Origin of the sequence: Escherichia sp. B1147 (genome assembly GCF_001660175.1) — a bacterium.
Lineage (GTDB): Bacteria > Pseudomonadota > Gammaproteobacteria > Enterobacterales > Enterobacteriaceae > Escherichia > Escherichia whittamii.
The window spans coordinates 74,562-87,067 of record NZ_LFHY01000013.1 but is presented as its reverse complement, the minus strand read 5'-3'; the positions used below and the strand labels follow the sequence as shown (position 1 = coordinate 87,067).

Annotated in this window: 13 protein-coding genes; 9 read left to right on the top strand and 4 right to left on the bottom strand. The window is 48.5% G+C overall.

Translation table 11 applies throughout. The annotated features are described in order from the left end of the window. Positions 1-175 precede the first annotated feature (175 nt). The 7 genes from osmE (at position 176) to chbG (ending at position 6,070) form a co-directional block, all read left to right on the top strand. Positions 176-514, top strand: a complete 339-nt coding sequence (gene osmE / locus A9180_RS13180; protein ID WP_064529167.1) for an osmotically-inducible lipoprotein OsmE — start codon at positions 176-178, stop codon at positions 512-514. A 298-nt stretch (positions 515-812) separates the two neighbouring features. Beyond that, positions 813-1,133: a PTS N,N'-diacetylchitobiose transporter subunit IIB gene (gene chbB, locus A9180_RS13175; protein WP_000412160.1), complete on the top strand. Its 321-nt coding sequence runs from the start codon at positions 813-815 to the stop codon at positions 1,131-1,133. An 81-nt stretch (positions 1,134-1,214) separates the two neighbouring features. Then, the gene (chbC, locus tag A9180_RS13170; RefSeq protein WP_064529166.1) at positions 1,215-2,573 is read left to right on the top strand and encodes a PTS N,N'-diacetylchitobiose transporter subunit IIC; all 1,359 of its coding nucleotides are present in this window, start codon (positions 1,215-1,217) and stop codon (positions 2,571-2,573) included. 53 nt (positions 2,574-2,626) lie between these two features. Then, positions 2,627-2,977, top strand: coding sequence for a PTS N,N'-diacetylchitobiose transporter subunit IIA (chbA, locus tag A9180_RS13165; protein WP_064529165.1), 351 nt, complete (start codon positions 2,627-2,629; stop codon positions 2,975-2,977). 10 nt (positions 2,978-2,987) lie between these two features. Continuing rightward, positions 2,988-3,827, top strand: a complete 840-nt coding sequence (gene chbR, locus A9180_RS13160) for a transcriptional regulator ChbR (RefSeq protein WP_064529164.1) — start codon at positions 2,988-2,990, stop codon at positions 3,825-3,827. Positions 3,828-3,946: 119 nt separating this feature from the next. Next, entirely contained in the window at positions 3,947-5,299 is a 1,353-nt protein-coding gene (celF, locus tag A9180_RS13155; RefSeq protein ID WP_064529163.1) for a 6-phospho-beta-glucosidase, read from the top strand. Between the two features lie 12 nt (positions 5,300-5,311). Next, a complete protein-coding gene (gene chbG / locus A9180_RS13150) occupies positions 5,312-6,070 on the top strand; it encodes a chitin disaccharide deacetylase (protein WP_064529162.1) in 759 nt (252 codons plus the stop codon). 47 nt (positions 6,071-6,117) lie between these two features. On the opposite strand, the gene katE is transcribed toward chbG, so the two are convergent. Then, on the bottom strand, positions 6,118-8,379 hold the full coding sequence (gene katE / locus A9180_RS13145; protein WP_064529161.1) for a catalase HPII: 2,262 nt from the start codon (positions 8,377-8,379) through the stop codon (positions 6,118-6,120). A gap of 182 nt (positions 8,380-8,561) precedes the next feature. Between katE and cedA the strand changes: the two genes are divergently transcribed. After that, the gene (cedA, locus tag A9180_RS13140; RefSeq protein ID WP_074399577.1) at positions 8,562-8,825 is read left to right on the top strand and encodes a cell division activator CedA; all 264 of its coding nucleotides are present in this window, start codon (positions 8,562-8,564) and stop codon (positions 8,823-8,825) included. A 47-nt stretch (positions 8,826-8,872) separates the two neighbouring features. Here the strand turns inward: cedA and tcyP are convergent, their stop codons facing one another. The 3 genes from tcyP to hxpB all read right to left on the bottom strand — a co-directional run bounded on the left by tcyP (position 8,873) and on the right by hxpB (position 11,817). Then, on the bottom strand, positions 8,873-10,264 hold the full coding sequence (gene tcyP / locus A9180_RS13135) for a cystine/sulfocysteine:cation symporter (protein ID WP_064529160.1): 1,392 nt from the start codon (positions 10,262-10,264) through the stop codon (positions 8,873-8,875). A gap of 132 nt (positions 10,265-10,396) precedes the next feature. Next, positions 10,397-10,987: a metal-dependent hydrolase gene (locus tag A9180_RS13130; protein ID WP_064529159.1), complete on the bottom strand. Its 591-nt coding sequence runs from the start codon at positions 10,985-10,987 to the stop codon at positions 10,397-10,399. A 161-nt stretch (positions 10,988-11,148) separates the two neighbouring features. Continuing rightward, the gene (hxpB, locus tag A9180_RS13125) at positions 11,149-11,817 is read right to left on the bottom strand and encodes a hexitol phosphatase HxpB (RefSeq protein ID WP_064529158.1); all 669 of its coding nucleotides are present in this window, start codon (positions 11,815-11,817) and stop codon (positions 11,149-11,151) included. A gap of 146 nt (positions 11,818-11,963) precedes the next feature. Between hxpB and A9180_RS13120 the strand changes: the two genes are divergently transcribed. Beyond that, on the top strand, positions 11,964-12,500 hold the full coding sequence (locus tag A9180_RS13120; RefSeq protein WP_064529157.1) for a YniB family protein: 537 nt from the start codon (positions 11,964-11,966) through the stop codon (positions 12,498-12,500). Positions 12,501-12,506: the final 6 nt, after the last annotated feature.

Genomic DNA, 12,506 nt, shown 5'->3' with positions numbered 1-12,506 from the left:
AACTTCCTTAAAGCTAACCCGTTGCTACAGAAACGACAAGCGACAGCAGGTTGAATGGTGGTTAAAACGTCATACAGGAATCCTCTGAAAGCGAAACCGTTTCGCTCTCAGGCTTGAAAAAGCCTCCGATGTATTCCAGGCTTATCTAACACGCTGATAAACAAGAGGACGGAATATGAACAAGAATATGGCAGGAATTCTGGGTGCAGCGGCGGTATTAACCATGCTGGCAGGTTGTACGGCGTATGATCGTACCAAAGACCAGTTTGTACAGCCTGTGGTGAAAGACGTCAAAAAAGGCATGAGCCGGGCGCAGGTTGCGCAAATTGCGGGTAAACCTTCGTCTGAAGTGAGCATGATCCACGCTCGTGGTACTTGCCAGACCTACATTCTGGGTCAACGTGATGGTAAAGCAGAAACCTATTTTGTCGCGTTAGATGATACCGGGCATGTGATCAACACTGGCTATCAGACCTGTGCCGAATACGACACTGATCCGCAGGCTGCGAAGTAATTCCTTCATCTGAAAGCTTGAGTTACAACGAAAACCGGCCATTGTGCCGGTTTTTTTATGGGGGAAGCTTATTTGTTGACGCGAATTATTTAACCGAAATGTGAAGGTGGTCAAAACGGCAGGTCAAGGAGAGACAATTTGTATAGTCAAAGAAATACTATTGCTCAGGTCAATACCGTATACTCTTTTCAGCCACCAAAAAAAGTCATGTTGGTTTCGCAAGTTACCCAGAGCATGGAAGCAGGTGAAGGCTTGCGGAGTGTCTGGCTGACAGATAATCGTCGATGAGGGCAGTTTTATGGAAAAGAAACACATTTATCTGTTTTGTTCTGCGGGCATGTCTACCTCTTTATTGGTATCAAAAATGCGCGCGCAGGCAGAAAAATATGAAGTTCCGGTCATTATTGAAGCATTTCCAGAAACGCTGGCTGGTGAAAAAGGGCTGAATGCCGATGTTGTTTTATTAGGGCCGCAGATTGCTTATATGTTGCCTGAAATTCAGCGTTTGTTACCCAACAAACCGGTGGAAGTAATTGACTCGCTGTTATATGGCAAAGTCGATGGTTTAGGCGTGCTTAAGGCTGCAGTTGCAGCAATTAAAAAAGCCGCAGCAAATTAATTTTTAAATTTTTCCGTCAAAGAGTTATTTCATAAATCTATACTGCAATATTTGAATTGCGGTTTTTAAGGGTATTTTTCTATGAGTAATGTTATTGCATCGCTTGAAAAGGTACTCCTCCCTTTTGCTGTTAAAATAGGAAAGCAGCCGCACGTTAATGCAATCAAAAACGGTTTTATTCGCTTAATGCCGTTAACCCTCGCAGGGGCTATGTTTGTATTAATTAATAACGTTTTCCTTAGCTTTGGGGAGGGGTCATTTTTTTATTCCTTAGGTATTCGCCTCGACGCCTCGACTATTGAAACACTCAATGGTCTGAAAGGTATTGGCGGAAATGTTTATAACGGAACATTGGGGATTATGTCCTTAATGACACCGTTCTTTATCGGCATGGCGCTGGCAGAAGAGCGTAAAGTCGATGCGCTGGCTGCGGGATTGCTATCCGTTGCGGCGTTTATGACCGTCACGCCTTATAGCGTCGGCGAGGCTTATGCCGTCGGCGCTAATTGGTTAGGCGGCGCAAATATCATCTCCGGGATTATTATCGGCCTGGTGGTGGCCGAAATGTTTACCTTTATTGTCCACCGCAACTGGGTAATTAAATTACCCGATAGCGTACCTGCGTCGGTATCGCGTTCTTTCTCTGCATTAATTCCTGGCTTTATTATTCTTTCCGTGATGGGGATTATTGCCTGGGCGCTGACGACCTGGGGTACAAACTTCCATCAGATCATTATGGATACTATCTCGACGCCGCTGGCATCGTTGGGGAGTGTGGTCGGCTGGGCGTATGTGATTTTTGTTCCACTGCTCTGGTTCTTCGGTATTCACGGCGCGCTGGCGCTGACCGCTCTGGACAACGGCATCATGACGCCGTGGGCGTTGGAAAACATCGCGACCTACCAGCAATATGGTTCTGTCGAAGCGGCGTTGGCAGCCGGCAAGACCTTCCATATCTGGGCCAAGCCGATGCTGGACTCTTTTATTTTCCTCGGTGGCAGTGGCGCGACTTTGGGCCTGATTCTGGCAATCTTTATTGCTTCTCGCCGTGCTGATTACCGTCAGGTGGCAAAACTGGCGCTGCCGTCTGGTATCTTCCAGATTAACGAACCGATTCTGTTTGGTCTGCCGATTATTATGAACCCGGTGATGTTTATCCCGTTTGTGCTGGTACAACCGATTCTGGCGGCAATCACCCTGGCGGCATATTACATGGGTATTATTCCACCAGTGACCAACATCGCGCCGTGGACCATGCCAACCGGTCTGGGAGCCTTCTTTAACACCAACGGTAGCGTTGCCGCCTTACTGGTCGCACTCTTCAACCTCGGTATTGCCACGCTGATTTATCTGCCATTTGTTGTGGTGGCTAACAAAGCACAAAACGTGATGGATAAAGAAGAGAGTGAAGAAGATATTGCTAACGCTCTGAAATTTTAATCGATATCGGCACAGGTAACTCTGTGCCGGGTAAGGAAAGTGAGGAAATGAGTATGATGGATCTCGACAATATTCCAGATACGCAAACTGAAGCCGAAGAGCTGGAAGAAGTGGTGATGGGGCTTATCATTAACTCCGGGCAGGCGCGCAGTCTGGCGTATGCGGCGCTGAAACAGGCAAAGCAGGGCGATTTTGCCGCAGCAAAAGCGATGATGGATCAGTCACGAATGGCGTTGAATGAAGCGCATCTGGTACAGACGAAATTGATTGAAGGCGACGCAGGCGAGGGTAAGATGAAAGTGAGTCTGGTGCTGGTCCACGCCCAGGATCATTTAATGACCTCAATGCTCGCGCGTGAACTGATTAGCGAATTGATTGAGCTTCATGAAAAATTGAAGGCATAAGGAGTGAAAGATGCAGCCAGTGATTAACGCGCCGGAAATTGCCACAGCCCGTGAACAACAACTGTTTAATGGCAAAAACTTCCATGTGTTTATCTACAACAAAACTGAGAGTATCAGTGGGCTGCACCAACACGACTATTATGAATTCACCCTTGTGTTAACTGGTCGTTATTACCAGGAGATAAACGGTAAACGTGTGTTGCTGGAGCGGGGCGATTTTGTCTTTATTCCGTTGGGATCGCACCATCAAAGTTTTTATGAGTTTGGCGCCACACGTATATTAAATGTTGGGATCAGCAAACGTTTTTTTGAGCAGCATTATCTGCCGTTGTTGCCTTATTGCTTTGTCGCATCACAGGTATACCGGACCAATAACGCCTTTCTCACCTATGTGGAAACAGTCATCTCTTCACTGAATTTCCGTGAAACCGGGTTGGAAGAGTTTGTTGAGACAGTTACTTTTTATGTTATCAACCGCTTACGTCATTACCGTGAGGAACAGGTAATTGATGATGTGCCGCAGTGGCTGAAAAGCACGGTTGAAAAGATGCATGATAAAGAGCGGTTTAGTGAAAATGCGCTGGAAAATATGGTGATACTGTCGGCGAAATCGCAGGAATATTTGACACGAGCGACCCAGCGATATTATGGCAAAACACCAATGCAGATTATTAATGAAATTCGCATTAATTTTGCCAAAAAACAACTGGAAATGACCAACTATTCGGTAACGGATATTGCATTTGAAGCCGGTTATAGTAGCCCAAGTCTGTTTATTAAAACGTTTAAGAAACTGACCTCGTTTACACCCAATAGCTATCGTAAAAAATTGACCGAATTTAATCAGTAGCCGTTGTATCAGAACACTAAATTTACATGCTTGCTCTGTATAATCTGGTGTTTCCAGGTTATTCCTGACTTAACGGCAGGCACGACGAATATCAGTATTTCCTAATAAAGGGAGAAATTATGAGCCAGAAATTAAAAGTCGTCACTATTGGTGGCGGGAGCAGCTATACCCCGGAATTACTGGAAGGGTTTATTAAACGTTACCACGAACTGCCGGTAAGTGAATTATGGCTGGTGGACGTAGACGGTGGTAAAGCGAAGCTGGATATTATTTTTGATCTCTGCCAGCGGATGATTGATAACGCTGGTGTACCAATGAAGCTTTATAAAACACTGGATCGCCGCGAAGCATTGAAAGATGCCGATTTCGTCACCACTCAGCTGCGCGTAGGTCAATTACCAGCACGCGAACTCGATGAACGTATTCCGTTAAGTCATGGTTATCTCGGCCAGGAAACCAACGGTGCAGGTGGCCTGTTTAAAGGTCTGCGTACCATTCCGGTAATTTTTGACATAGTCAAAGATGTTGAAGAACTTTGCCCCAATGCATGGGTGATTAACTTTACGAACCCAGCGGGAATGGTCACCGAAGCCGTTTATCGTCATACCGGATTTAAACGCTTTATCGGCGTGTGTAATATTCCGATTGGCATGAAGATGTTTATCAGCGATGTTTTAGCGTTGAATGAGAACGATGATTTATCTATCGATCTGTTCGGGCTGAACCACATGGTATTTATTAAAGATGTGCTGGTAAATGGCAAGTCTCGCTTTGCCGAATTACTTGATGGTGTGGCATCCGGGCAGTTAAAAGCATCTGGTGTTAAAAATATTTTCGACCTGCCGTTTAGCGAAGGCTTAATTCGTTCGCTGAATCTGTTGCCATGCTCGTATCTGCTTTATTACTTTAAGCAGAAAGAGATGCTGGCGATTGAAATGGGTGAGTATTATAAAGGCGGCGCACGTGCACAGGTGGTACAGAAAGTTGAGAAACAGCTCTTTGACCTGTATAAAAATCCGGATCTGAAAATTAAACCGAAAGAACTGGAACAGCGCGGCGGGGCATATTACTCAGATGCGGCGTGTGAAGTGATTAATGCTATCTACAATGACAAGCAAGCGGAACATTACATAAATATTCCTCATCATGGGCATATTGATAATATTCCGGCAGACTGGGCGGTAGAAATGACCTGTACACTGGGGCGCAACGGCGCGACGCCACATCCGCGCATTACACACTTCGATGACAAAGTCATGGGCTTGATTCACACCATCAAAGGCTTTGAGATTGCCGCCAGCCACGCAGCCCTTAGCGGTGAATTTAACGATGTGTTACTGGCGCTCAACCTTAGCCCGCTGGTGCATTCCGATCGTGATGCGGAATTGCTGGCAAGAGAGATGATTCTGGCGCATGAGAAGTGGTTGCCAAACTTTGCTGACTGCATTACGGAACTCAAAAAAGCACATTGATTGAGGCTGATTATGGAACGCTTACTGATTGTTAATGCCGATGACTTTGGCTTAAGTAAAGGCCAGAACTACGGCATTATCGAGGCCTGTCGTAACGGTATTGTCACGTCAACGACGGCGCTGGTGAATGGGGAAGCTATCGACCATGCGGTGCGGTTAAGTCGTGATGAGCCGAGTCTGGCTGTTGGGATGCACTTTGTCCTTACACTGGGCAAGCCGCTGACTGCGATGCCGGGGCTGACCCGGCAAGGCGTCCTGGGGAAATGGATCTGGCAGCTGGCAGAAGAAGATGCCTTACCACTGGAAGAGATTTCCCAGGAACTCGCCCGCCAGTATCTGCGATTCATTGAATTGTTTGGCCGCAAACCAACACATCTTGATAGCCATCATCATGTGCATATGTTCCCGCAGATTTTCCCGATTGTGGCGAAGTTTGCGGCTGAAGAGGGGATTGCGTTGCGTATTGATCGCCAGCCAGTATTTAACGACGGTGATTTACCCGCAAATCTGCGCAGTTCTCAGGGCTTCAGCAGTGCATTCTATGGTGAAGAGATCAGTGAATCACTGTTCCTGCAAGTGTTGGATGATTCCAGTCATCGCGGTGAACGCTCGCTGGAAGTGATGTGCCATCCGGCGTTTGTCGATAATACAATTCGCCAGAGTGCTTACTGTTTCCCACGGTTAGCGGAACTGGATGTGTTAACGTCGGCGTCGTTGAAGTATGCCATTGCCGAGCGTGGTTATCGGTTGGGTAGTTATCTGGATGTGTAAGGATGTTGGTAAAGTCACTCCCTGGGGGGGAGTGACTTTATTCATATTTACGCCGGAATTTTGTCAATCTTAGACATACGTGACCACACGCGGTGCGCTGCCATTAGCGTTAACAGTTCATCCATAAAACTGCCGTCTGCGCTGTCGGCTTCTACAATCCCTTCTTCACCCTTGTCATCTACCTTAATTGTCGCTTTGAACTTGCGTGCATCGCCCGCCAGCGCAATCGGTTTAAGGTGCTTGTAGGCTTCCATCAGGTAATAGTTTGCATCGCCGTTGTCTGCGATATCGGCGATATTGCCGCAAGGGACAATGACCGCATCCACCGTCAGCGAAGGCGCTCCGGCAAAGGTAGCGGCTATTGGCAACACCGTGCCGTCATCGGCGGTCACTTCGCCCATCCGTGAATAAAGCAGTTTGGCATGAACGCCTTTGGCTTTCAGCGCCTTGAGAATGACCAACAGGTCTGCCGATCTCACTTCATCATTAAGCAAAATCGCTACCACACGGCCTTTCACATTACCGTCAGGAATGGCATACAGGCTTAACGCCGGATCTTTCTTCAGCCTGTTTACGTCCGGTGGCGGCGTAATATTCAGCTGGTCGTCAGTCAGTTCGATACCGAGATTTTTTGCTACCGCCTGCGCCAGGTTAAGATCGATATGCGCTAACTGATCAACGACGCGTTCACGAATATACGGACGAGCAACTTTACTCAATTCAAAGCTGAAAGCGTCGATGATGTGGCGTTGTTCAAATGGCGTCTGACTCAGCCAGAACAGACGCGGATGGGAATAATATTCGCCAAACGATGGGCTGCGCTCGCGGACTTTGTTGCCTTCTACGCGCTCCTGGTATGATTCAAATCCACCGCGTTTCGGCCCCGGCGGTGTTTCGCGCGGCCAGTTGTCGTTGATCGAGTTCGGTTCGTAGTTTGCCGGATTTGTGTCGATTCCCATGCGGTGCATGCCGTCACGCTGGAAATTATGGTAAGGGCAGGTCGGGCGGTTAATCGGAATTTCATGGAAATTCGGCCCACCAAGACGACTGATTTGTGTATCGGTATAAGAGAACAAACGCCCCTGCAATAGCGGGTCGTTAGTGAAATCCAGACCGGGGACAATATGCCCTGGATGGAAAGCCACCTGTTCGTTTTCGGCAAAGAAGTTGTCCGGGTTGCGGTTAAGCACCATTTTGCCGACGCGCTGTACTGGCACCAGTTCTTCCGGAATAAGTTTGGTTGGATCGAGAAGGTCGAAATCGAACCTGAATTCGTCCTCTTCCGGGATTAACTGGAAGCCCAGTTCGTACTCCGGGAAATCGCCTGCCTCAATGGCTTCCCACATCTCGCGGCGGTGGAAGTCCGGGTCACGTCCGGTGAGTTTCTGCGCTTCATCCCATACCAACGAGGCTTTGCCTGCCAGCGGTTTCCAGTGGAAACGCACAAACGTTGCTTTCCCTTCGGTGTTAATCAGGCGGAAAGTGTGGATGCCGAAACCTTCCATCGTACGGTAGCTGCGAGGGATCCCGCGATCCGACATCGCCCATATCACGTTATGCAGCGTTTCCGGTTGCAGGGAAACATAATCCCAGAATGTGTCGTGGGCGCTACCTCCCTGTGGGATCGCCCAGTGCGGTTCCGGTTTTACCGCATGAACAAAATCGGGGAATTTATGCGCATCCTGAATAAAGAAGATCGGCGTATTGTTGCCGACAAGGTCAAAAATACCCTCTTCGGTATAGAATTTGGTGGCAAAACCGCGAATATCACGCACGGTATCTGCCGAGCCAGCGCCCCCCTGAACGGTCGAGAAACGGACAAACACCGGGGTAATTTTGCTCGGGTCAGACAGGAAATCGGCTTTGGTTATATCACTTAAGTTTTTATACGGCTGGAAATAACCATGAGCCGCAGATCCTCGCGCATGAACAATACGTTCCGGGATACGCTCATGGTCAAAGTGCGTGATCTTCTCGCGCAGAATAAAATCTTCCAACAGCGTTGGACCACGGCTACCGGCACGCAGTGAGTTTTGATCGTCAGCGATGCGCACGCCCTGATTGGTGGTCAGCGCATAATTTTCACTACCTTTACGTGCATCTTCCAGGGAATTGAGTTTTTCGTTACGCGTATCAGGAGCTTTCAGACTGCCTGGTGCGGTAGGTTGCGTACCTGGTGGGGTCGGTTCAGCCGCTGGACGATGAGAGCCGTCCTCAGGTGCCAGTGAGTCCATTCCTGGTTTCGCTTCGTTCGAATCGTGCAGGGGGGACTGGTGCTGATGTGGGGTCTTTTCGTTATGTTGCGACATTGAACTCGTCTCCTTAATTCATTGCTGAAAGGGGCGTTTTTTTGGTCAAAAAACCATCTAACTATAGACCAGCAGGGGGATCTCGCTCCGGAAGTGGAGCTGGCGAAAGTATTTGAAGATGTACGCGAAGCAGGACGGACGTGGGTTAAATCGGCTAAACTACAGTTTTTATGATTTTTAATATGCGTTTAGTGAAGCCAGTAATGAAGAAACCGCTACGTCAGCAAAACCGCCCGATTATTAGCTATGTCCCGCGCACGGAACCTGCACCGCCAGAGCACGCGATTAAAATGGATTCGTTTCGTGATGTCTGGATACTACGTGGCAAATATGTGGCGTTTGTCCTGGTGGCGGAATCATTCTTGCGCTCACCAGCGTTTAGTGTGCCGGAGTCCGCCCAGCGTTGGGCGAATCAGATTCGACAAGAGAATGAGGTCGAAGAGTAAAAAAAACGCCTGTCGGGATGACAGGCGTTTTGCGTCATAAGGCAGGGTTAACGGTGAGCCAGTTCGGCGTCATCTTCGCTATCCAGAATGGATTTATCGGTCTGCTTCAGCCACTGGCTGGTCAGCGTACCTGCGGTCATAGAACCACTGACGTTCAGTGCCGTACGGCCCATATCGATAAGGGGTTCTACGGAAATTAACAATGCCACCAGCGTTACCGGCAAGCCCATTGCCGGGAGTACAATCAGTGCGGCGAATGTTGCACCGCCACCAACGCCTGCAACGCCTGCTGAACTCACAGTAACGATACCAACAAGTGTCGCAATCCACATTGGGTCCAGTGGGTTAATGCCAACCGTAGGTGCAACCATCACTGCTAGCATTGCCGGATACAGCCCGGCACAGCCGTTCTGACCAATGGTCGCACCGAAAGAGGCGGCGAAACTGGCGATGGACTCAGGAACACCCAGACGACGCGTTTGTGCTTCTACATTCAGCGGAATAGACGCAGCGCTGGAGCGACTGGTGAAGGCAAACGTCAGCACTGGCCATACTTTACGGAAGTATTTCAGCGGGCTTACACCATTAATGCCCAGCAGAATGCCATGCACTGCAAACATAATGATAAGACCCAGGTAGGATGCGACAACAAAGCTACCCAGTTTAATGATGTCCTGCAGGTTGGAACCAGCAACGACTTTGGTCATCAGTGCCAGAACACCGTATGGCGTCAGTTGCATGACCAGGCGAACCAGTTTCATCACCCAGCTTTGCAGCGTATCGATAGCGGTTAAGACGCGTTCACCTTTCGGCGCATCATCTTTCAGCAGTTTCAGTGCTGCAACGCCAAGGAAAGCCGCAAAAATTACCACGCTGATAATTGACGTCGGATTGGCACCGGTCAGATCGGCAAACGGGTTTTTCGGGATAAAGGACAAGACAAGCTGCGGAACGCTCAGGTCAGAGACTTTACCGACATAGTTGCTTTCGATAGCGTTCAGACGCGCAGTTTCAGCGCCACCCTGAACCAGACCCTCAGCGGTCAGACCAAACAGATTAGTGACCAGCACACCGACCAGCGCCGCAATCAGCGTGGTAAACAGTAGCGTACCAATAGTCAGAAAACTGATTTTGCCTAGTTGAGACGCGTTATGCAGGCGGGCAACCGCACTTAAAATGGAGGCAAATACCAGTGGCATGACGATCATTTGCAGTAACTGAACGTAGCCGTTACCGACAATGTTAAACCACTGCACAGAATCTTTAAGTACCTGGCTGTCGGAACCATAAATGGTATGCAGGGCAAGGCCAAAAACCACACCCATCACCAGACCTACCAGCACTTTTTTGGCCAGACTCCACTGTTTGTGGCGGGTTTGGGCCAGCGCAAACAGCAGCACAACGAACACTATGATGTTCGCAATTAATGGAAAGTTCATCCCCGTTCTCCTGATCTTATTATTTCTATCGCTACGCAGTAGCCATAGTGTTGACGCAAGATTAACAGAACTGTGAGCTGGCTCTTATATTCAAATGGAATGGCTTATTCCATAAAAGCAATTTTTGTTTTTTTAGTATTCAACCTGATGCTTAATAAGGCGATGAAACTCGATCTGCAAGGTATTAATCATTTGCGATGACCAACGCACGGCACTGTTTTCGGGCAGTGAATGGGGCATCCACACTGACCAGACAAACAACGCCATGCAGAGAAAACGTTCTAACTGGTTGCCTTTTTGTGGAACCAGAATTGGCAGACGGAAACGCCATCGGCACGGCCAGAGTAGGGGAACGCCTGCGGGGGTCAGCATATCAGCAAGAATATGACTCAAATAACCGAGAACCATACCTTGCAAAGCATCAGCCGGAATAAACCAGCTTTCCGGGACTTTCAGATAAAAGGTCGCCAGTAGAGCGAACACCGCCAGCAGACTGTGGGTAAAGCCACGGTGACCAAAAGCGCGGGCAATGGGTTTTGATATCCACTTTAATCGCTGCCCAAGAAACGATTTTGGGTGGTCGATGTCCGGTAACAGACAAGTTAATATTGCGGAAGGGACAATATGCCACCAGTCACCCTGTGCCAGCACGGGCGTAAGTTCGGCATTTTTAGCAAACACCGCACAAGCAATAGAAAAGAGGAGGTGACCTTCCGCCGTCATGATAAAACTCACTAAACTGTCGATACGTACAGTATAGGTTTTTTATACAGTGCGCGGAAGTGGTGACGGTGTAACTCTTCATCACATTATGATGATAAAATCGTCAGTTGAACGTAATTTCAGATAAGCAACCAGGGGCAGTGTCACCACGCCCCTTTTTTTTAACCGAGGAGCTCTTTCGCAGTAAGTTCGGTTAAAGATGAAAGTTTTACATTCGCCAACACAAAACGGGGATCATTTTGCGCTTCCGGTGCTGGAACGACGATGGAGCGCATTCGTGCTGCTTTTGAGGCAATCATGCCATTAACAGAGTCTTCCAGCGCTACGCAGGCGATTGGGTCAACGCCCAGTTTTGCAGCGCAGTCGAGATAAACCTGCGGATGCGGCTTGCTGTAAGGCAATTTTTCGGCGGAGGCGAGGGCATCGAAACTGTCACGTAGGTCAAACATGGCCAGCACTTTTTCAAGCATATGCAGCGGTGACGCTGAAGCCAGACCAACCAGTAAGCCCTGCGCTTTACATAAAGCAACGGCTTCACGCACGCCAGGCAGTAATGGACGCGTCTCTTCAACCAGCGAAATGGCGCGGGCAATCACCCGGTCTACCACTTCCTGACGACTCGGGCCATTCCACGGTTGCCGGGCATACCACAGATCAACCACCATATCGATGCGTAAACCTAAGGTGTCCGGTAGCTCATGACGACGGGAGATGTCCACCCCCAGGCTTGCCATCACATCCAGTTCGGCCCGATCCCATAATGGTTCGGAGTCGATAAGTAATCCATCCATATCAAAAATTGCAGCAAGAATCTGTCGTGGGGTTGACATTACAACCTCTCCTTTAGAGCATTATGTGTAAGGTATTAAGCAGTGCTTATGATTGAGCGCCTATCATATCGCCTTTAAAGAATGGGCGAAAACAGATATCTACAGGTAAACTAAGTGAATCGACGCGTCTTAATCAAGGAGAACTCATGACGTATCAACAAGCTGGACGCATTGCTATTTTGAAAAGGATTTCCGGTTGGGTGATTTTTATACCAACACTTGTTTCCACGTTGATTTCCTTGCTGAAGTTTATGAATACCCGGCAAGAAACCCAGGAAGGCATTAATGCGGTAATGCTCGACTTTGCCCATGTCATGATTGATATGATGCAGGCGAATACGCCTTTTTTGAATCTGTTCTGGTATAACTCACCGACGCCCAATTTTAATGGTGGTGTGAACGTTATGTTCTGGGTGATTTTCATTCTGATTTTTATCGGGCTGGCGTTGCAAGACTCTGGAGCACGCATGAGTCGTCAGGCGCGCTTCTTGCGCGAAGGCGTTGAAGATCAACTCATTCTGGAGAAGGCTAAAGGGGAAGAGGGGTTAACGCGTGAACAGATCGAGTCGCGCGTAGTCGTTCCACGCCATACTATCTTCACGCAGTTTTTTTCACTGTATATCCTGCCGGTAATTTGTATTGCTGCGGGGTACGTGTTCTTTTCTCTGCTCGGTTTCATTTAATACAAA

What these genes read in the sequence shown, in the direction of transcription:
- cedA (WP_074399577.1), top strand. Translation starts at nt 8,562, where the DNA reads ATGCGTTTAGTGAAGCCAGTAATGAAGAAACCGCTACGTCAGCAAAAC.
- chbB (WP_000412160.1), top strand. Translation starts at nt 813, where the DNA reads ATGGAAAAGAAACACATTTATCTGTTTTGTTCTGCGGGCATGTCTACC.
- katE (WP_064529161.1), bottom strand. Translation starts at nt 8,379, where the DNA reads ATGTCGCAACATAACGAAAAGACCCCACATCAGCACCAGTCCCCCCTG.
- A9180_RS13130 (WP_064529159.1), bottom strand. Translation starts at nt 10,987, where the DNA reads ATGACGGCGGAAGGTCACCTCCTCTTTTCTATTGCTTGTGCGGTGTTT.
- chbR (WP_064529164.1), top strand. Translation starts at nt 2,988, where the DNA reads ATGCAGCCAGTGATTAACGCGCCGGAAATTGCCACAGCCCGTGAACAA.
- A9180_RS13120 (WP_064529157.1), top strand. Translation starts at nt 11,964, where the DNA reads ATGACGTATCAACAAGCTGGACGCATTGCTATTTTGAAAAGGATTTCC.
- osmE (WP_064529167.1), top strand. Translation starts at nt 176, where the DNA reads ATGAACAAGAATATGGCAGGAATTCTGGGTGCAGCGGCGGTATTAACC.
- chbC (WP_064529166.1), top strand. Translation starts at nt 1,215, where the DNA reads ATGAGTAATGTTATTGCATCGCTTGAAAAGGTACTCCTCCCTTTTGCT.
- chbA (WP_064529165.1), top strand. Translation starts at nt 2,627, where the DNA reads ATGATGGATCTCGACAATATTCCAGATACGCAAACTGAAGCCGAAGAG.
- tcyP (WP_064529160.1), bottom strand. Translation starts at nt 10,264, where the DNA reads ATGAACTTTCCATTAATTGCGAACATCATAGTGTTCGTTGTGCTGCTG.
- hxpB (WP_064529158.1), bottom strand. Translation starts at nt 11,817, where the DNA reads ATGTCAACCCCACGACAGATTCTTGCTGCAATTTTTGATATGGATGGA.
- chbG (WP_064529162.1), top strand. Translation starts at nt 5,312, where the DNA reads ATGGAACGCTTACTGATTGTTAATGCCGATGACTTTGGCTTAAGTAAA.
- celF (WP_064529163.1), top strand. Translation starts at nt 3,947, where the DNA reads ATGAGCCAGAAATTAAAAGTCGTCACTATTGGTGGCGGGAGCAGCTAT.